Origin of the sequence: Micromonospora sp. NPDC005254 (assembly GCF_042872525.1) — a bacterium.
Taxonomy (GTDB): Bacteria; Actinomycetota; Actinomycetes; order Mycobacteriales; family Micromonosporaceae; genus Micromonospora.
This window is the reverse complement of record NZ_JBIAKM010000002.1, coordinates 511,851-528,852: the sequence shown is the minus strand read 5'-3', so window position 1 is coordinate 528,852 and position 17,002 is coordinate 511,851. Positions and strand designations below refer to the sequence as shown.

Genomic DNA, 17,002 nt, shown 5'->3' with positions numbered 1-17,002 from the left:
TCGACTCGGCAGCGATCCGAAGCTCCTCCCACTGGCCATCGGCGTACGCCTCCCAACGGGGGCTGCCCGGCTCGCGAAACGTCCGGATCCGCTCGCTCTTGAGGATGGGGTCGTCGGTCGACTCGACGGTCGCCGTAAAAGTCGGCGTCGTACTCGGCAAGACTGAGCCGCTGCCGCGTCGCCGCATCCAGCAGCTCACGCATCCGGACCTCCTGCAACGTCCGGCATACGCGACATGTCGTGCCGGGTCCTGGTCTGTCGGGTCTGCCAGGTGCGTAGGGCGCTCTTGATGCGGTGGTTCTCGGCTTGGGCGAGGTCGAGTTGGCGGCCCTGTTCGTGCAACTCGTGGGCGAGGCGGTGGAGCAGCGCGTTGACGTGTTCGGGTTCGTAGCCACGGCGTCCGAGTCGGGTGCGGGGCAGGTCCAGGGCGGCGACCCGGTCGGGGGTGAGCGGCCCGATCAGGGTGTGTCGACTGCGGTAGACGGCCATCAGCGGGTGAAGCTCTCGGGCAGGTTGATGCGGGCGGCGGGGACACCGAGAGCGAACAGCCGTGGTCGCGCGGCAGCCAGCATCGCGGGCGGGCCACAGAGGTAGATGTCCTGGTCGGATCGGTAGTGGTCGAGGGCGATGGTCACGGCGTCGCCCTGCTCGGCCGGCTCCGCGCAGGGGTCGTCGGAGAACGCCGGCACGATCGTCAGCCAGTCGTGGGCGCATTGCAGCTTGTCGAGGGCGATTGCGTCGTACAGGTCGATGAAGGCGCGGACGCCGACGACCAGGGTCACCCGCCGGCCGTCCGGTGCGGCGGCGACCTGTTCGACCAGGGCGCGCAGCGGCGCGAGACCGGTGCCGCCGGCGACGAGCAGCAGGTCGCCGGTACGCGTCGGGTCGAGGCGTAGGCCGGTGTTGCCGGGTGGGCCGAGCCAGAGCAGCTCTCCGGGGCGTACGTCATGGACCAGGCGGTGGGAGACGGCGCCGGCGGGTACGGCGCGGACGTGTAGCTCGACGGTGCCGTCGGCGCGTGGGAGGTTGGCCGGGGAGAGCCAGCGCCAGCGGCCGGACAGTCGTGGTGTGCAGACGGGGACGGCCTGGCCGGGGTGGTGGGGCAGCCGCCGCCAGGGACGTACCGTCAGGATGGCGATGCCCGGCGACGGCCGTTCGTGGCCGATCACCTGGGCGGGCCACCAGGCCGGGCCGTCGCCGACGCGGGCGGCGGCGCGACGGACGGCGTGCGTGGCGCGGTCCACGGCGCGCTCCCCGACGGTCGTCCACAGGGGATGCGGTGCGTGGCGGGCCAGGGTGGCGAGCAGCGCGTCGCCGAGGGTGGTGGCGTGTGGAAGCAGGTCGTAGCGACGGTACGCGCGGCCGAGCACCATGAGCAGCGCCGCCCGGCCCGCCCGGTCATCGTCGCCGGCCACGAGACCGCCAAGCGCGGCGAAGAACAGCGACGCCTCGCGCTGCGGCAGCAACCCGGGGCGGCGGTCCTCCAGGGTGCACCAGAAGTCGCCGGCCGCCCGCTCGTCGACCGACGCCCAGGCGGCGGCGAGGCTCACGCGGCCACCTCGAATGCCCGCCTGACCTGGGCAATCCGGCCGTCCGGCAGCTCGGCCGCCCTCAGGACGCCCTCCAGGTAGTCGACGACCCGCCGGTGCTGCGCCTCCGACAGCCCCAGGCCGCACCATTGGGTTGCGTTCCCGTCGAGCACGGCCGCCAGGTGCGCGGCGAGCCGGCCCAGGTCAACCCCGATGAGGTACGGCGACAGCTCCGCGTCCGCCGCGACCAGGCGCAGCCAGCGGGCGACCAGGTCGGCCGGTGTCGTGGGTTGCTCAGGGGTGGTCATGGCGGCTCCGAGACGTCGACGGATGGAGTGGCGCCGGGGCGGGCGGGTGCGGGACTGCGCCGTTGAGGGCCGGCGCAGCTCCGGAGCCAGCACCCGCCCCGGGCCATGCGTCCACCCTGGCCAGGCCCTTGGCTTCCCGGTATGACTACTCGCTGTATCTGCGCTGTACCTACGCTGCACCGGGAGCCGATAGGCTGCCGGAAGCGGCCATGATGCGATGGGAGGCGAGAGCTTTGCCGACTGTCGAAGCGTGGACAGGCCGCGAAACCCGTGCGCTGCGCCAAGCGCTGCGGATGAGCATTCGCGACTTCGCGGAGAACCTCGGTGTCAGTGAGCGCACCGTCTCCAAGTGGGAGGCAGGCCGAGAAGCGGTTCATCCTCGACCGGAGATGCAGGCCGCTCTGGACACCGTGCTGAGTAGAGCCGACAGCCAGGTGGCAGATCGCTTCGTCAGCACCACCAGCAGAGCCGCCCCCCAGCCCAGCACGGTCAGTACGGGTTACCGGGTCCAGTCCCACAAGTTCATTCCGGCCTATGTGGGCGCAGCCGCAGCCGCGGAGTTGGTAGCGCAAGGAGCCTTCCAGCCACGTCACCACGAGTGGCTGGAGGTCGCAGTCGCGGGGTTGCCCCATCCAGGGGGAACGTGTACCGCTCACGTCTTCGCCTGCGGTGTCATGGTGCTGCACATCGCGCAGCAGCTGCACTTTTCTGCTCTGACCGCTCTGGCGGCATGGCGATACGCCAGCTACGAGAATGACGTGCCCTGGGCAGCCGAGCAGGTTGCGAGACTTCTCTCGCCTCTTCCCTCCTCCGCCAACGTCGGGCCCGAGTACGTGCTGTCGATGTACGTCCTGGAGGAGTCGGCCTGGACCGGGGACGAGCTTGAGAACGCCCTGCGCTTGATGAGCCTGCCGTCCGTGCTGGTCAACCGTCACGCAAAGTCCTGTCCCGAACCAGTGGGTGACCACGTCGAGCGCCGGTTGCTAGCCCTAGGCTTCGATCAGCCCTCCCTTCAGCCCTTCGGCGTGCAGGGAGTCTCGGTCGGCTACGCCAGTTGGGCAGGAGTCGCCTACCATGCCCTGTCACCCGAGCGGGCGCTCATGGTTGACGACCTGGTGTCCTGTGAGGTGGACGTGCAGATGCTCTGGGCCTACTGCCGCCACATCGAGCGCCAGGTCGAAGACGGGCGAGACCCGGTCGTGCCGCCCGAGTTCGGCTGGCGTTTTCTGCGCGCTGCCCACTCCCGATTGACGACAGCCAGGGCCCGTGAGACGGCGCAGCACTGCATGATGCGCGAGGCGACGCTCTCAACGAGCGGCCTACCGGCACGTCTGATGCAGGCGCAGGTCGCCCTTCGCGAGACTGCGGCGTTGAGTGGCAGAGTCGACGGATGAGTGAGAGACGCGCCGCGCTGATCGTCATCGACATGCAAAACGGCTTCATCAACGATCGAAGCCGGGGCGTCATCCCGAAGGTCGTCGAGCTGGTCGAGCATTGGGAGGCGACCGGGCGGCCGGTGGTGTTCACTCGCTATCACAACTACCCGGGCAGCCCGTTCGAACGACTGATCCATTGGTCCTCGGTGCAGCATCCTCCCGAGACGGAAATCGTGCCCGAGCTGGCGGAGCATGCGAGCCGTGCCAGAGCGGTGATAGACAAGAAGATCTACTCGTACTTCTCGGCCGACGGCGCTGCCCTGACGGAACGGGAGGGATGGACCGACCTGCTGTTCTGTGGTGTAGCGACGGAGAGCTGCGTGTTGAAGTCAGCGGTCGACGCCTTCGAACGTGACCTGACACCGTGGTTCGTGACGGACGCGTCCGCCAGCCACGGAGGACAACCCGCACACGAGGCGGGCCTGTTGGTTGCCCGCCGGTTCATCGGAGCCGGACAGCTCATCGACGTTCAGGACGTGCGCGACAAGCTGTGAGAGACGCGACGACAGCCGAATGCACCGGCGCCCGATCAGGCGGCAGCCAAGTCCGGCAGACTGCGGGCATGACCGAACGCCCGGTGCTGTATCTGGTCGTCTGCGCCGCAGGTCCGGCGGAGCACATCGACGAACTGGTCGACCTGCTGATCGCCGACGGATGGCGCGTTTGCATGATCGTCAGTCCCACGGCCGCGCCATGGCTCGACCGGGCGGCGCTGGAAGCCAAGACCGGCTACCTCGTACGCGTCGAGTGGCGGATGCCCGGCGATCCCGAGCCACACCCGCCGGCTGATGTGGTGCTGGCCGCACCGGTCACGTTCAACACGGTGACGAAGTGGGCGCTCGGCATCAACGACACGTTGGCGCTTGGAGTCCTCAACGAGTCGCTCGGGGCGGGCCTACCGATCGTTGCCTTTCCGCACGTCAAGCCGGAACTGGCCGCCCATCCCGCTTACCTGGGCCACTTGACGGTGCTGCGCGGTGCGGGTGTTGCCGTGGCCAACGGGAGGGCGCTGAACCCGGCCGGGCGGGATCGGTGGGACGTCGCCATCGAGGCCGCGCGCTTGGCTCGACGGTCCTAGAAGGCATCTCTGTCGACAATCGAGCCGCGCTGGTCTTTATGAGCGGGACCGGCAGGCGCACTTGGCACAACTCCTTCGGGTCCCCCGCGAGGACGGACGCCCGACGGCAATGGAAACTACGCCTACACCAGCCCGCACGAAGGGAGGAGAGCCAAGGGTAGGCCTCTACTCGTTCCGTCGCTTCAATCGCTTGGGTTTCGGGCTTCGGGAGGCTGCTCCAGATTCTGCTGACGCTTCTTCTGTTCGGACTTCAGGCGGTGCACTTCCTCCACAAACTCAGCCAGCGCCTCCCCCTCCTGATCCTCTCCGAACCGCTTGTAGCGTCCGACACCAACTTCGACAGCTTCCCATTCATTTTCGATGGCATCTGCGGTTTGCTGTAGGTAAAAGCTCCGCTCCTTGTATTTATAATAGCCCATAAAACCGCTTGAGATACCTACAGCCAGCGTGAGGCCGAGAGTGACCCACCGCAAAAAGTTGAACTCCGCAACCAACCCGGCCGCTCCAGTAGCAGCTATGGAACCAATAATCAAGACGCCTTGCAATATGTTATTAAACCGCCTGTATCCCTTACTCTCAAGCCGGAGTCGGTCGATATCAAAGAAGGCATCCTCCTTGTACGCGATGCGCCTCACCTTGGTATCAGTATCGACACGCGCCAGAAAATGCTTGCGATTATCTCTCTGCCTAGCCAGCTTGAGCTCTAGATCGCCCTCCTTTAGATATTCCACCTTCCCGCTAGGCAACCTTTCCGGATAACCTGCATGCGTCTTGAGGTAATACGATGCGATACAGAAAGCGATGGCAACTGGGATGGCCGGAAGGTATACAGCTTCAAGCACCACTTCCGGTATTCCCGGAATCCAATAGAGCATGTACAGGACAACTCCGAGGAGCGGACCTAGCAGCATAGATACGTTCGACCACCACTTCCGACTCCTTGCAACAGCGAGGCGGTGCTCGGTCTCGCGGACCTGGTGAGTCAGCAGCAGCAGTCGGTCATTCCCCCTGTATTGCGCTGCGCTGCCGTCCGCCGATTCCTCGGTTAAACGGTCACTCTCATCATCTATCCCCGCCATCGTTATACCTCCCCGCTTTCGCGATCCCTTCAGGACCGATGATCGCCAGTGCCAGGCGTTAAAAGCACAACAAAATCCGCCACCCGGAGAACCCAACCGCCCGAGGAGGCCGACAGCCCGCTACAAAAATCAGCAACCCTGATAACTTCGCCCTGAGGCAGTCCGCCACAGTCAAGCGAGACCGTTCTGCCACGTCGATAATGTGCCGAAATCTGAATTACCGCCTCGCCGTAGAGCCGAGGCCTGCACCGGACGGGCTCCGACATGTCCATCCCAGGCGCTTCGCCTTGCGAAACCCTATAGGGATACATTTTTGCGAGGTTGTCAATAACAACATCCACTTGCCTGGACACTGGCAATGGGGTTGCCTCATCGTAACCGTTCGGATAATTCCTAGCCAGCCTTACCCCACCTCGCACAGCAGCGGCAAACATGCGAGAAAGGGTTGCCAGACAAATCAGAATAATTAGGCACAGCGCCGTGGCGGCCAGCAGCAAGAGGTTGTCTTTCACGTAGATGGAACCCCTCACACGGCGTCATCACGTCGACCGAATCTACACGTTCTTGAAAGCAGCAAGAGATCCATCTTATGAGTCTTGATCCACTCTGTCCAGAGGTGTCGGGCTCCCGACAGAAGAAGGAGGCGCCTGCTGCAGCCAGACCTGTTACTACCGACCCCGCGAGAGACATGACCTATGAGAATATCGGAGAAATCAATACCCACCGGGCTGCGTTTTCGGCGCAAATCGGATAGCTTGCTCTAATGGTTGACCTTGGCCGGGGTATCTACGAGCACCTGATCACCCGCGAGCTGGCGACTCGCCTCCAGCACGTCGACCCCGCCCTGATCCAGCACCACAAGCTCGATGCCGCCGACGCCCACCACACCCTCGCCCGGCACATCGCTACCCTGGCCGCCCGCGCCCTCCAGTCCGTCCCCGGCGGCGACAACAAGCTCCACCACCAGGTCGCCCTGGCGAACCAGATCGCCGACGCCATCGCCACCCTGAGCCCAAAGGCGGCGAGTGAAGACGACCAGGTAACCGATGCCAAACACCTGCTCCACGCCATCGCCGCCCCGCCGACCCCTCCCGCGCAGCCCACCTTCCCGCAGCGCCCCACCACTCCCCTCTCCACCGGTGCCCTACTGGTCAACGGCCGTCACCAGCCCCGCATCGGCCACGAGGTCAACCACGAGATGGCGTCGGCCGAGAGCGTCGATCTGCTCTGCGCGTTCATCAAGTGGTACGGCCTGCGCATCGTCGAGCCGGCTATCCGCGAGCTGATCGCCCGAGGTGGCAAGGTCCGCGTCATCACCACCACCTACCTCGGCGCGACAGATCAGCGAGCGCTCGACCGGCTGAAGGAGTTGGGCGCCGAGATCAAGGTGTCGTACGAGACGAGGACCACCCGCCTGCACGCCAAGGCGTGGCTGTTCCGCAGGTCCAACGGCACCACCACGGCGTACGTCGGCTCGTCGAACCTGTCGAAGACCGCGCTGGTGGACGGCGTCGAGTGGAACGTCCGCATCTCGAACATCGAGCAGCCGCACGTCATCGACACGTTCACAGCGACGTTCGAGGACTACTGGAACGATCCGGCGTTCGAGGCGTACAACACGGAACGGGACGCCGAGCGGCTGCGGCACGCACTCACCGGGGAGCGTCGCGAAGGCGCACCGACCGAGATCTCGAACCTGGACGTGCGCCCGTACCCGTATCAGGCGGAGATCCTGGCCGACCTGGACGCTGAGCGGTTGGTGCACGGTCGCTGGCGCAACCTCGTCGTGATGGCGACGGGCACCGGCAAGACGGTCGTCGCGGCCCTCGACTACCGCCGGCTGAATAAGGCGGGACGAGCAGACTCGCTGCTCTTCGTCGCTCATCAGGAGCAGATCCTGCGGCAGAGCCTGTCGACGTTCCGGCAGGTGATGGGCGACGGCAGCTTCGGCGAGACACTTGTTGCGGGCGAGCGGCCGAACGGTTGGAAGCACGTCTTCGCCTCCATCCAGTCGCTGCACCGCCGCGAGGTCGACCCCGAGGCGTACGACATGGTCATCGTGGACGAGTTCCACCACGCGGAGGCGCCAACGTACGCGCGGCTGTTGGAGCGGCTGCGTCCCCGCGTACTCCTGGGTCTCACCGCGACTCCCGACCGGGCCGACGGCGCCGACGTGCGCCGGTGGTTCGACGGCCATGCGGCAGTTGAGCTGCACCTGTGGGACGCGTTGGAGCGGCAGTTGCTCGCGCCGTTCCAGTATTTCGGGCTGCACGACGACGTGGACCTGTCACACGTCACCTGGAAACGCGGCCAGGGCTACGACCTGGCCGAACTCACCACCCTCTACACCGCCGACCACGCACGGGCACGGACAGTGCTGCGTGCGGTCCGCGAGAAGGTGGACGTCGGGCGGATGCGGGCGCTCGGGTTCTGCGTGAGCATCGGGCACGCGGAGTTCATGGCCGACTGGTTCAACCGGCACGACGTGCCGGCGGCGGCAGTCACCTCGGGGGTCGACCGTCTGACGCAAAAAGCGCTGTTGCGGGACTTCAAGGCCGGCAAGCTGCGGGTGCTCTTCACCGTCGACCTGTTCAACGAGGGCGTCGACCTGCCGATGGTCGACACGATCCTGATGCTGCGGCCCACCGAGAGCGCCACGATCTTCCTGCAACAGCTCGGCCGCGGCCTGCGCCTGGACGACGACAAGCCCTGCCTGACGGTGCTCGACTTCATCGGTGGGCAGCACGCCAACTTCCGCTTCGACCTGCGGTGGCGTGCCCTGACCGGAGTGAGCCGGCGGGCCATCACCGAGGCGGTCCGCGACGACTTCCCGAGCCTGCCCAGCGGATGCCACGTCGAGCTGGACCGCGTGGCGAAGGAGGTGGTGCTCGCCAACCTGAAGAGTGCGCTGCCCACCTCGAAGGCCGGCCTGGTGGCCGAGCTGCGGCAGCTCGGGGACGTCAGCCTGACGATGTTCCTGCGCGAGACCGGCCTGGAGATCGAGGACGTGTACCGGTCGGCCAGCATCGGCGGCTGGACCGGTCTGCGCCGACTCGCCGGCATCGAGACGTCCGCGCCCGGCCCGGGTGACCGGGAGCTGGGCCGGGCCATTGGCCGCATGCTGCACACCGACGACACGGACCGGCTGGAGCTGCTGACCCGGGTCGCGGCCGGACCGCCCGCGCCTGGCCAGCAGGTGTACGCGGGCAACGGCCGACTGTTGGACATGCTGCACTTCAGCCTCTGGGGGCCGAACGCCCCGCTGCCAACGCGCGACGAACGGCTGGCGCGGCTGTGGAAAGAGCCCGCGCGCTGCACCGAGCTGCGGCAGGTCGCCGAGGTGCTGCGCGACCGCATCCACCGGGTTACGCCCACTGCTGCCCCGGGTGCCGTGCCGCTGCGGGTGCACGCGCGCTACAGCCGCAACGAGGCGTGCGCCGCGTTCGGCATGACCAACCCGGGCTCACTGCGCGAGGGGGTGAAGTGGTTGCTCGACGCCCAGGCCGACCTGTTCTTCGTCACCCTGGTCAAGTCGGAGGCGCACTACTCCCCCACCACCATGTACGCCGACCGGGCCATCACCGACACCCTGTTCCAGTGGGAGTCGCAGAGCACCACCTCGGCGGCCTCGGCGACAGGGCAGCGCTACACGTCGGGCGGTTCGACAGTGCACCTCTTCGTTCGGGAGACCCGGATCGCCGACCGCGACCTGGGCGCGCCGCCGTACCTCTACGCCGGCACGATGACGTACGAGTCGCACACCGGCGACCGGCCGATGCGGATTCTCTGGCGGCTCCACCACGCCCTACCCGCCGACGTCTACGCCACCGCCCGCACGATCGCCGCGTAGCCGGCTCACCGCACCCTCGGCGCTGGCGTCACGTGACGCTGGCCGAGGGCGCGGCGATCAACCGGTGGCTCCAATTCGAGCCACCCGACGCGCGTTCACGACCGACGGCCGGTCACGGGCTCGCGCAGGTCGGTGATGTGGCGGCTGGCGTACCCGAGCTGAGGAAGCCGAAGCTCGTCGTGCCGCCCGGGGCGAGCGAGCCGTTGTAGGAGACGTTCCGAACCGTCGCGGTGGAGCCGCTCGTGCTCAGGGTGCCGTTCCAGACCTGGTTGATGCTCTGGCCGTTGCTCAGGTTCCACCTGACGGTCCAGCCGTTGATGGCGGCGGTGCCCGCGGTCACGGTTACCTCGCCCTGGAAGCCGCCGGACCACGAGTTGATGGTGCGGTACGTCGCGGTGCAGGTGGCGCCGGATGGTGGCGGCGTGGTCGGCGCACTCGTGGTTGGCGGGGTGGACGTGGGCGGGGCGGACGTGGGCGGCGTGGTCGTGGGTGGTGACGTCGGCCCGTCCGGCGGCACCAGGGGGCAGGTGGCGTTGTACCGCGAGACGCCGGTGCTGTCGGCCAGTGGGCAGAGGAACTGGGTGTAGCGGGTGTCGTTGTCCAGGAACGTCTTGAGCCAGGGGATCAGGAGTCGCATCTCGGTGGGGTTCGACCTGGTGAACGAGAGGTGGTCGTTGCCGGCCAGCTCCGCCCAGGCATGTTCCACGCCGGCTGGCAACGTGTTGTAGATGCCCTGCACGTACGAGGGCGTGACCGTGCCGTCGTTCTGACCCGACAGGAGCATTGTGGGGACCTGGGTGGTGGACATGTTCAGGTTGTTTCCGGGGGTGCCGGGTGCGAGGCCGACCGCCGTCTTCAGGGTCGGCCGCCGGAGGGCGGCGAGGAGGGTTCCGGCGCCGCCCGCCGAGTGGCCCATGACGCCCAGTCGGTTGGGATCGACCCGGTTGCGGATCGGGCTGGTTCGGGTGAGGTAGTCCAGTGCCGCGAGCAGCTGGGTGGCGCGGGCGTCGGCGCCGTCGGTGCGGCTGTTGGTTTCGATGCCGATCACCACGAACCCGAAGGACGCCAGCCAGGGGCCCATCCAGGCTTCCTCGTTGGCGAACAGGGCGGAATAGCCGGGAACGATCGCTACCGCGCCCCAGGTGCCCAGCCTGGTGTCGGTCGGGTAGTAGACGTACCCACCGTTGAAGCCGTTGCCGGCGGGCACTGTCGCCTGTGTCGTGGCGAACGGACCGCGGGTGGCGGCGACGCTGGCCGGGGTCGGATCCGGACCCCGCTGGTACGGGCTGTCCGCGGCGGCCGCGTCCCGTGTCGCTGTCGCCATCGCCAAGCCGAGGACCAGCGCGAGCGCGGCCGTCAGCCATCGTGTTGGCTGCTTCATCTGCGGCTCCACTGCTGGTTGGCCTGGCCGGTGCAGGTCCAGAGGACGAGCTTCGTGCCGTTGGCGGTGCCCTGGTTGTACGGGTCCAGGCAGAGGCCGGACTGCACTCCGGTGATGGTGCCGTTGGCGTTGACGTTCCACTGCTGGTTCGTTCCGCCGTGGCAGTCGTAGATGGTGACCTGGGTGCCCGGGGAGGTGCCGTAGCCGGCGGCGTCGAGGCACTTGTTGCCGTAGACGGTCAGCGCCTTGCTGGACGTGTAGGTCCACTGCTGGTTGGTGCCGCCGTGGCAGTCCCACAACTGCACCTGGGTGCCGTTGGTGGTGGAGGAGCCGGGGACGTCGACGCACCTGCCGGACCGGGTGCCCACGATCGTGGTGGTCTGTCCGCCGCCACTGCTCGGGTTGCCGATGCTTCCGGGCACCGACTGCAACGCGCTGTACCAGCGGGCGGCCATCTTGTCGTAGCCGCCGGCCGTGGGGTGGACGCCGTCGATCAGGTCGGCGGTGGTGAGAGCCCTGTGCATGTCGACCAGGTGCACCCGCTTGCCGGCGTTCACCTTGCTCTGCACGATGCCGGGGATCGCCGCGTTGAAGGTGCGGGCGGCCGCATCCTGGCCGCTGTTGGAGAGCGGAATGAGCTGCGCCACGAAGACCTCGGCGGTGGGCACGGTGCTGGTGATGTGGTCGATCAGCGTGGAGAGCCGGTTCGGCGCGGTGCTCACGTTGTAGTTCTGCAGGATGTCGTTGGTGCCGATGTGCAGCAGGACGGTCTGCGGTCGTTGGGTGTTCAGCCAGCCGACGATGTTGGCGTCGATCTGGTCGATGCGCCAGCCGGGATGCCCCTGGTGGTCGTGGTCGCCGAGGCTGGCCGGCCCATTGAACTGCGATCCGACGAAGTCCACGGTGTACCGACCGGCGGCGAGACGCTGCCAGAGCCCGATGCGGTACCCGCCGGGCACCTGGGTGCCCTCGGTGATGGAGTCGCCGAGCGGCATCACCCGCACCCCGCCGTTGGATTCCGCGTTGGCCGGCCCGGTGGGTGTCACCACTCCGGCGACCACGACACCGAGCGCGGCGAGCGTCGCGAGCCATCGTGCCCTCGTTCGCATAGCTTTCTCCCCTGGGTTGGTCGAGCTGGCCGAGGGCATGGGCCGACCGGTGGGGCCGCCACGGGCAGCCGGCAACCGTCTGGGAGCGGGGCAGGCCGGACCGAGCAGCCGCCGGCTGCCGGGCGTTCACCCGGCGCGCGCCGATCGTCACATCGGCACGGCGTCACTGCCTCAGCACTGGGACGAGTGTGAGCGTTAACAGCGATGATTGTAGATACATTGGATTGCTCTGGTCTACCGGCAACGTCGGGGCCGGCTGCCGAGGGCTCCCGCGTTAGGTTACGAAGATGGAGCAGCGGATCAGCCTGATCACCCTCGGCGTCTCGGACCTGCCACGCGCCAAGGCGTTCTACGAGCGCCTCGGCTGGCGCGGCCAGGAGGTCGAGGGGACGGTCTTCTTTCAGGCCGGCGGCCTGGCCCTCGTTCTGTGGAGCCGCGACAAGTTGGCCGCCGACGCGGACGTCCCCAACCCGGACACGGGTGGCTTCGGCGGAATGACCCTGGCCCAGAACGTTCGCTCACGGGCTGAGGTCGACGAGGTGATGGCCACCGCGGGCGAGGCCGGCGCCGAGGTGACCCAGCCGGCGCGGGAGACGTTCTACGGCGGCTACGCCGGCTACTTCGCCGACCCGGACGGTCACGTCTGGGAGATCGCCTGGAACCCCGGCTTCACGCTCGGCCCGGACGGCTCGCTCACCCTGCCCGACTTCGGCGGCACGACCTGACCCGACCGCAGCAGCAGCCCGAGGTCACGGCCCGGCGGGCGGGCAGAGCAAGCGGTCCACCACCGGTATCAGCGGATCCAGGCACACCGTCAACAGGGTGGGATCGGGCGTCGTGGTGGGTGACGGGGACGGTGCGGCGGGCCGGGCTGCCGTGGGCGGAGCCGTCGGCGTCGGAGCGGACGTCGGCGACGCGCTGGCCGACGGGGTGGGGGCGCTCGAGGGCACCGGCTCGGCGGAGGGAACCGCAGCGGTGGTCGGGACCGGAGCGGCAGCAACAACGGCGGACGGGACGGGCGCGACGGGCCGGGGCGGGCCGGCCGCCGGTGCCCGCGCCGGCTCGGTCGGACGGGCGGGCGGGACCAGGGCCGGCGGTGCCACCAGGACGGCGGGCGCCCGTAGCGGGGCGAGCACACTGGTGCTCCGCACGGCCGGCTCGATGGGCGCGACGGTCGCCGCCTCCGCCCGCCGCAGGGGGCCGGTCTGCGACGGTCCCACGGCACCGGGGCCCAGCGCCGCGAACACCACAGCCGCGACGGCGGCGACGGCGAGCGCCCGGCGGTCGGGGCGTACCGCCGTCAGCGGCGCGTCGGCCGGCCCGACCGCCGGCAGTGGCACGGGCGGGGATGCCTGGTGCGCGGCCAGCAGGGCGTCGAGCTGCGCGGTGACGGCGGCACGATCCCCGGCAGCCGAAGCAGCCGCGAGGGTGAGATAGAAGCGAAAGTTCACGGCGGTGCTGGCCGGGACCAGCAGCCCGGAGAGTCGGCCGTCGTCGTGCAGCAGGGTGACGGGCACGCCGGGGTGGTGAGCGGCGCCGCGCAGGTCCGCGTACCGCCACTCGCGCCGGTGCTCGCGGCCGGCGAAGGCCACGCGGTGGCTGGTCACGACGGCCATGCCACTGTCGACGCTCCGCAGGCCCGCCGGCAGGGCCGCGTCGGGTGTCTCGGTGAAGGCGCAGCCGCCGGGCGTGGGCAGGCCGGCGACGTGCCGGGCCTCCGCCTCGACCAGCTCTGCGACGGGTACGACCCGGAAGACGAGTTCGTCAACGTCGAGGTCGACGGGGAGGCCGGTGCGTGGCTGCGTACACCCGAGGAACCCGGCGGCTTCGATGCGTAGCCGAACCAGGTGGTCCCCGCGTAGGCGCCAGGCGGCGGTGGCGTCGCGGTACGCGCGCTGACGCCGCTTGTTCTCGCGCTCGGCCCAGGCGAGCCGCCAGGAGGGAGGTGCCAGCAGTGCGGTCACGGTCACACGCGGTACAACCGCTCACGTACGTGACAGGCAACGCTCGTCGAATCGATGTCTCCCGTTGCGCCCGAAAGGAGAGAATTGACGGGCGGCGACGGCTGCTCCGGCAGAGAACCGGAGCAGCCGCCGATCAGGACGGCAGCGGCAGCCCTACGAGCGCAGCGAGGTGAAGAAGTCCCTCAGCTCAGCGGCGAGCAGGTCCGGTTCCTCCAGCGGCATGAAGTGCCCGCCTCGGCCGGGTTCGCTCCAGTGCCGGATGTCGGTGCAGGCCCGCTCGGCGATCTCCCGCGGGAAGTTGGCCTGCGAGGGTTCGGTGCTCACCGTGAACGCGGCGGGCACGGTGATGTCGGGCCGTGGGGTGTTGTGGCCGAAGTCGACGTACTGCCGGAACGACGAGCCGATCGTGCCGGTCACCCAGTAGAGCGTGATGATCGTGAGCAGCGTGTCGGTGTCGAAGCTGTTCGACAGGTCGCCGCGGTTGTCGCTCCAGTCCCGGTACTTGTCGACGAGCCAGGCGGCCAGCCCGGCCGGGGAGTCGGCGAGCGCCGCCGCGAGGGTGTCCGGCCGGGTGCCCATGATGGCGCTGTAGCCGCCGTCGGTCTCGTCGTACGTGGACTCGGCGTCCAGAAACGCCCGCTCGGCCGCCGAGGGCGGTCGGTCGTCGAAGCTGGCCGGGAACGGTGGATGGATCATGTGGATGCCGGCCACCTGCTCCGGATACCGGGCACCGAGCCAGCCGGTGACCACACCGCCGATGTCGCCGCCGAAGGCGCCGTACCGCTCGTAGCCGAGCACGTCGGTCATCAACTCGTGCAGCGTCCGGGCGAGGACCGCCCGGGTCAGCGGCACGTCGGGCAGCTCCGAGTAGCCGAAGCCGGGCAGTGACGGCACCACCACGTCGAACGCGCCACCGAGAGGGCTGGTCAGCCGGTCGACCAGGGGCAGCATCTCGACGAAGCTGCTGGGCCAACCGTGGCTGAGGAGCAACGGCGGCGGCGCGGGCGTACCGGCCGGGCGGGCCGCGCGGACATGCAGGAAGTGCAGCTTCCGGCCGCCGACGAGCGCCAGATACTGGGGGTACGCGTTGAGCGCCGCCTGACGGGCACGCCAGTCGAACCCGTCGTGCCAGTAGGACACCAGGTCCCGCAGGTAGTCGGGATCGGTGCCGCCCTGCCACGGTCGGTCGCCGCTGCGGTCGGTGAAGCGGGTACGGGCCAGTCGGGCCCGCAGGTCGTCGAGGACCGCATCGGAGACGTCGATGCGGAACGGTGAAACAGACATGTGTCCTCCGATGAAGGAGGGCGCACTCCCCGACGCGAAGACGTCAGCTGAGGGGGACGGACGAGAAGGGCGCCCAGACGTGACAACTGGTGTTCACGGGGCTCACCTCCTTCTCGTCGCTGACGCGGATCACCGTACTCCAGTCAGCCCGCGCGCCGCCGATGGGGCAGGGGGCCGAGCAGTGGGCCGTCGGCCGGAAACCGCGACCGGGTACGCGGCGGGTACGCCTCGCAGTGCCCGGCCCACTGGTCGGCGGCGACGGCGAGGGCGTCCGCGGAGACGGTGAGGACCAGCGGATAGACGGCATTGGTCGGCCGGCGCATCCACGGGGGCAGCGACTCGGCGGAGAACTCGACGGTCAACTCCAGCCGGCGGCGGCGGATCGCCCGGGTGCGCAGGGCCAGGTTGGGCTCGGTGAAGCGGACCATCGCCGGGGGCGGGCTCGGCCCGCCGGCCGCCGTCGCCTGACCGTGCAGCCAACTGCCCAGCGCGCGGGCCTCCTCGACCATCAGGCTCGGGTAGTGGTGCGACCAGGTCTGGCCGTCGGCGGTGCGGGCGTCCACCTCGATGAGCAGCCAGTCCTGCCATCCCGGCGCGGCCCGCTCGGGATCGTCGGGCGGGTCGATGCCAGGCTGGTAGCCGACCGGGCGGATCCGCACCCGGGCACCATCATCGGACCGGATCTCCACCCGATCATTCTGGCCGACCGAAGCGGACAATAACCCCCAAATCACGTTACTGAGTGATGGCCCGCCGGACGCCTCGATGCTCGGCGCACGCGCCCGCCCGGCCACCGGCAAGGCTGACCGAGCCGTCCCGGCACTGCACCAGATAGCCCCGGCCCGCCCAGAACTGCGGCACGCAGTCGAACCAGTCGCAGACCTCGGCGGCCGGCCGGCGGATCCGGGTTCCGGCACAGAAGTCGTACCCCAGGGGATTTTCCGGCGCGCCGCAGCGCGGCCCGGCGGTCGCGGTGGACGACGGGCGCGGCGACGACGGCCGCTTCGGCGCGGTGGTGCGCGCGGGCGGCGGGGACACCGGGCGCAGCAGCGCGGGGAGCGCGCTGGGGGTCGACGCCGGAGTGGCCGCCGCCGCGACCTCCGCGCCGCGGGTCGGGCCCGACGGGTTCGAGTCGAGAAGCGCCGCCGGCACCAGCAGCGCGATGCCCGCGGCCACCGCGATGGTCCGACGACCACCGGGAACGAGCGAGGAGAGCCGGGCCTGCGCCGGCGTGGTCACCGCTGGCCGGAACGGTTTGAGCTGGTCGTGCTCCGCGATCAGCTCGTCGAGCTGGGCGAGCACCGCGGCGCGCTGCTCGATCGCGTCGGCGAAGGCCAGCGTCAGCTTGAACCGGAAGTCCGCCGCCGCGTCGGTGGGCAGCAACAATCCGGAGGTGCGCCGCCGGTCCAGCACCTGGATCAGGGTCACCGGCGCCGCCGGGTCGTGGGCCAGGCCGGTCATCCGACCGTACGCCCAGTCGCGCCGGCCGCGTCCGCCGAGCAGGACCAGCCGACGGCTGGTGATGACGGCCATGCCGGCATCGGTGACGCGTACGCCGTCGGGCCGGCGTGGGCGCAGCGGCGCGGCCGGCGCGGCGACCGTCAGGTCCGGCGCGGGCAGCACCGTCGTGTGTCGCACCTCGACCAGTTGCGCGGCGGGCAGGGCCCACAGCACGACCTCGTCGTCGACCAGCTCAAGTGGGAGGCCCGCGCCGGCCGCCGCGGAGCCCTGGAAGTCGGCGGCCAGGGCGCGCAGCCGCCGTAACTCGTCGTCGCGTCGCCGCCAGGCCGTCTCCGCGCCGCGGTACGTGCTGACCCGCCGCACGTTCTGCCGCTGCGCCCAGCGGTACCGCCATGTGGAACCCGTCGATTCAGTCTTTGCCACGCCGACTCCTTCGCCGCGCAGGCCACCAATCCGGGGTGCACTCGGATTAACAGTGTTGACGGTCGGCCGGGACACGCCAGGACGGGCGAACTATCCGAAT

The 17,002-nt window shown here is 69.1% G+C and carries 16 protein-coding genes; 5 read left to right on the top strand and 11 right to left on the bottom strand.

The genetic code is table 11. The annotated features are described in order from the left end of the window. Positions 1-195 precede the first annotated feature (195 nt). The 3 genes from ACFYPR_RS08090 to ACFYPR_RS08080 are packed head-to-tail and all read right to left on the bottom strand — an operon-like array spanning position 196 to position 1,837. Positions 196-489, bottom strand: coding sequence for a hypothetical protein (locus ACFYPR_RS08090; RefSeq protein WP_387259062.1), 294 nt, complete (start codon positions 487-489; stop codon positions 196-198). Then, complete coding sequence (locus ACFYPR_RS08085; protein WP_387259060.1) at positions 489-1,550, bottom strand: FAD-binding oxidoreductase; 1,062 nt, start codon at positions 1,548-1,550, stop codon at positions 489-491. Before ACFYPR_RS08085 ends, ACFYPR_RS08090 begins: the two co-directional genes overlap by 1 nt. Further along, positions 1,547-1,837, bottom strand: a complete 291-nt coding sequence (locus tag ACFYPR_RS08080) for a hypothetical protein (protein ID WP_387259057.1) — start codon at positions 1,835-1,837, stop codon at positions 1,547-1,549. Before ACFYPR_RS08080 ends, ACFYPR_RS08085 begins: the two co-directional genes overlap by 4 nt. A 128-nt stretch (positions 1,838-1,965) precedes the next feature. Here ACFYPR_RS08080 and ACFYPR_RS08075 point away from each other — a divergent pair, with 128 nt between their 5' ends. The 3 genes from ACFYPR_RS08075 to ACFYPR_RS08065 all read left to right on the top strand — a co-directional run bounded on the left by ACFYPR_RS08075 (position 1,966) and on the right by ACFYPR_RS08065 (position 4,351). Further along, positions 1,966-3,231 carry a helix-turn-helix domain-containing protein gene (locus ACFYPR_RS08075; RefSeq protein ID WP_354855877.1) on the top strand — a complete coding sequence of 422 codons (1,266 nt, stop codon included), beginning with the start codon at positions 1,966-1,968 and terminating at the stop codon, positions 3,229-3,231. After that, the gene (locus tag ACFYPR_RS08070) at positions 3,228-3,767 is read left to right on the top strand and encodes a cysteine hydrolase family protein (RefSeq protein WP_387259054.1); all 540 of its coding nucleotides are present in this window, start codon (positions 3,228-3,230) and stop codon (positions 3,765-3,767) included. Before ACFYPR_RS08075 ends, ACFYPR_RS08070 begins: the two co-directional genes overlap by 4 nt. Positions 3,768-3,835: 68 nt before the next feature. Continuing rightward, positions 3,836-4,351 carry a flavoprotein gene (locus tag ACFYPR_RS08065; protein WP_387259051.1) on the top strand — a complete coding sequence of 172 codons (516 nt, stop codon included), beginning with the start codon at positions 3,836-3,838 and terminating at the stop codon, positions 4,349-4,351. 182 nt (positions 4,352-4,533) lie between these two features. On the opposite strand, the gene ACFYPR_RS08060 is transcribed toward ACFYPR_RS08065, so the two are convergent. Together ACFYPR_RS08060 and ACFYPR_RS08055 are read right to left on the bottom strand one after the other, a co-directional pair. Next, positions 4,534-5,430, bottom strand: a complete 897-nt coding sequence (locus ACFYPR_RS08060; protein ID WP_387259049.1) for an SLATT domain-containing protein — start codon at positions 5,428-5,430, stop codon at positions 4,534-4,536. Positions 5,431-5,459: 29 nt separating this feature from the next. Then, complete coding sequence (locus ACFYPR_RS08055; protein WP_387259369.1) at positions 5,460-5,696, bottom strand: cell division protein SepF; 237 nt, start codon at positions 5,694-5,696, stop codon at positions 5,460-5,462. 497 nt (positions 5,697-6,193) lie between these two features. Between ACFYPR_RS08055 and ACFYPR_RS08050 the strand changes: the two genes are divergently transcribed. Beyond that, the gene (locus ACFYPR_RS08050; RefSeq protein WP_387259047.1) at positions 6,194-9,280 is read left to right on the top strand and encodes a DUF3427 domain-containing protein; all 3,087 of its coding nucleotides are present in this window, start codon (positions 6,194-6,196) and stop codon (positions 9,278-9,280) included. 112 nt (positions 9,281-9,392) lie between these two features. On the opposite strand, the gene ACFYPR_RS08045 is transcribed toward ACFYPR_RS08050, so the two are convergent. Both ACFYPR_RS08045 and ACFYPR_RS08040 read right to left on the bottom strand, forming a co-directional pair. Further along, complete coding sequence (locus ACFYPR_RS08045; RefSeq protein ID WP_387259044.1) at positions 9,393-10,661, bottom strand: cellulose binding domain-containing protein; 1,269 nt, start codon at positions 10,659-10,661, stop codon at positions 9,393-9,395. After that, positions 10,658-11,770, bottom strand: coding sequence for an RICIN domain-containing protein (locus tag ACFYPR_RS08040; protein ID WP_387259042.1), 1,113 nt, complete (start codon positions 11,768-11,770; stop codon positions 10,658-10,660). The genes ACFYPR_RS08045 and ACFYPR_RS08040 overlap by 4 nt, the downstream gene beginning before the upstream one ends. A gap of 287 nt (positions 11,771-12,057) precedes the next feature. Between ACFYPR_RS08040 and ACFYPR_RS08035 the strand changes: the two genes are divergently transcribed. Next, positions 12,058-12,495, top strand: coding sequence for a VOC family protein (locus ACFYPR_RS08035; RefSeq protein WP_387259039.1), 438 nt, complete (start codon positions 12,058-12,060; stop codon positions 12,493-12,495). Positions 12,496-12,519: 24 nt separating this feature from the next. Here the strand turns inward: ACFYPR_RS08035 and ACFYPR_RS08030 are convergent, their stop codons facing one another. The 4 genes from ACFYPR_RS08030 to ACFYPR_RS08015 form a co-directional block, all read right to left on the bottom strand. Next, positions 12,520-13,734, bottom strand: a complete 1,215-nt coding sequence (locus tag ACFYPR_RS08030; protein ID WP_387259037.1) for a hypothetical protein — start codon at positions 13,732-13,734, stop codon at positions 12,520-12,522. 153 nt (positions 13,735-13,887) lie between these two features. Next, the gene (locus ACFYPR_RS08025; RefSeq protein ID WP_355063126.1) at positions 13,888-15,018 is read right to left on the bottom strand and encodes an epoxide hydrolase family protein; all 1,131 of its coding nucleotides are present in this window, start codon (positions 15,016-15,018) and stop codon (positions 13,888-13,890) included. A 143-nt stretch (positions 15,019-15,161) separates the two neighbouring features. Beyond that, positions 15,162-15,707 carry a hypothetical protein gene (locus ACFYPR_RS08020; RefSeq protein WP_387259034.1) on the bottom strand — a complete coding sequence of 182 codons (546 nt, stop codon included), beginning with the start codon at positions 15,705-15,707 and terminating at the stop codon, positions 15,162-15,164. Between the two features lie 46 nt (positions 15,708-15,753). Next, on the bottom strand, positions 15,754-16,902 hold the full coding sequence (locus ACFYPR_RS08015; RefSeq protein ID WP_355132996.1) for a hypothetical protein: 1,149 nt from the start codon (positions 16,900-16,902) through the stop codon (positions 15,754-15,756). Between the last annotated feature and the right edge of the window lie 100 nt (positions 16,903-17,002).

Excerpts from the sequence above, each read along its gene's own strand:
- ACFYPR_RS08035 (WP_387259039.1), top strand. The coding sequence starts at position 12,058 with ATGGAGCAGCGGATCAGCCTGATCACCCTCGGCGTCTCGGACCTGCCA.
- ACFYPR_RS08080 (WP_387259057.1), bottom strand. The coding sequence starts at position 1,837 with ATGACCACCCCTGAGCAACCCACGACACCGGCCGACCTGGTCGCCCGC.
- ACFYPR_RS08065 (WP_387259051.1), top strand. The coding sequence starts at position 3,836 with ATGACCGAACGCCCGGTGCTGTATCTGGTCGTCTGCGCCGCAGGTCCG.
- ACFYPR_RS08090 (WP_387259062.1), bottom strand. The coding sequence starts at position 489 with ATGGCCGTCTACCGCAGTCGACACACCCTGATCGGGCCGCTCACCCCC.
- ACFYPR_RS08070 (WP_387259054.1), top strand. The coding sequence starts at position 3,228 with ATGAGTGAGAGACGCGCCGCGCTGATCGTCATCGACATGCAAAACGGC.
- ACFYPR_RS08045 (WP_387259044.1), bottom strand. The coding sequence starts at position 10,661 with ATGAAGCAGCCAACACGATGGCTGACGGCCGCGCTCGCGCTGGTCCTC.
- ACFYPR_RS08055 (WP_387259369.1), bottom strand. The coding sequence starts at position 5,696 with ATGTCGGAGCCCGTCCGGTGCAGGCCTCGGCTCTACGGCGAGGCGGTA.
- ACFYPR_RS08040 (WP_387259042.1), bottom strand. The coding sequence starts at position 11,770 with ATGCGAACGAGGGCACGATGGCTCGCGACGCTCGCCGCGCTCGGTGTC.
- ACFYPR_RS08025 (WP_355063126.1), bottom strand. The coding sequence starts at position 15,018 with ATGTCTGTTTCACCGTTCCGCATCGACGTCTCCGATGCGGTCCTCGAC.
- ACFYPR_RS08050 (WP_387259047.1), top strand. The coding sequence starts at position 6,194 with ATGGTTGACCTTGGCCGGGGTATCTACGAGCACCTGATCACCCGCGAG.
- ACFYPR_RS08060 (WP_387259049.1), bottom strand. The coding sequence starts at position 5,430 with ATGGCGGGGATAGATGATGAGAGTGACCGTTTAACCGAGGAATCGGCG.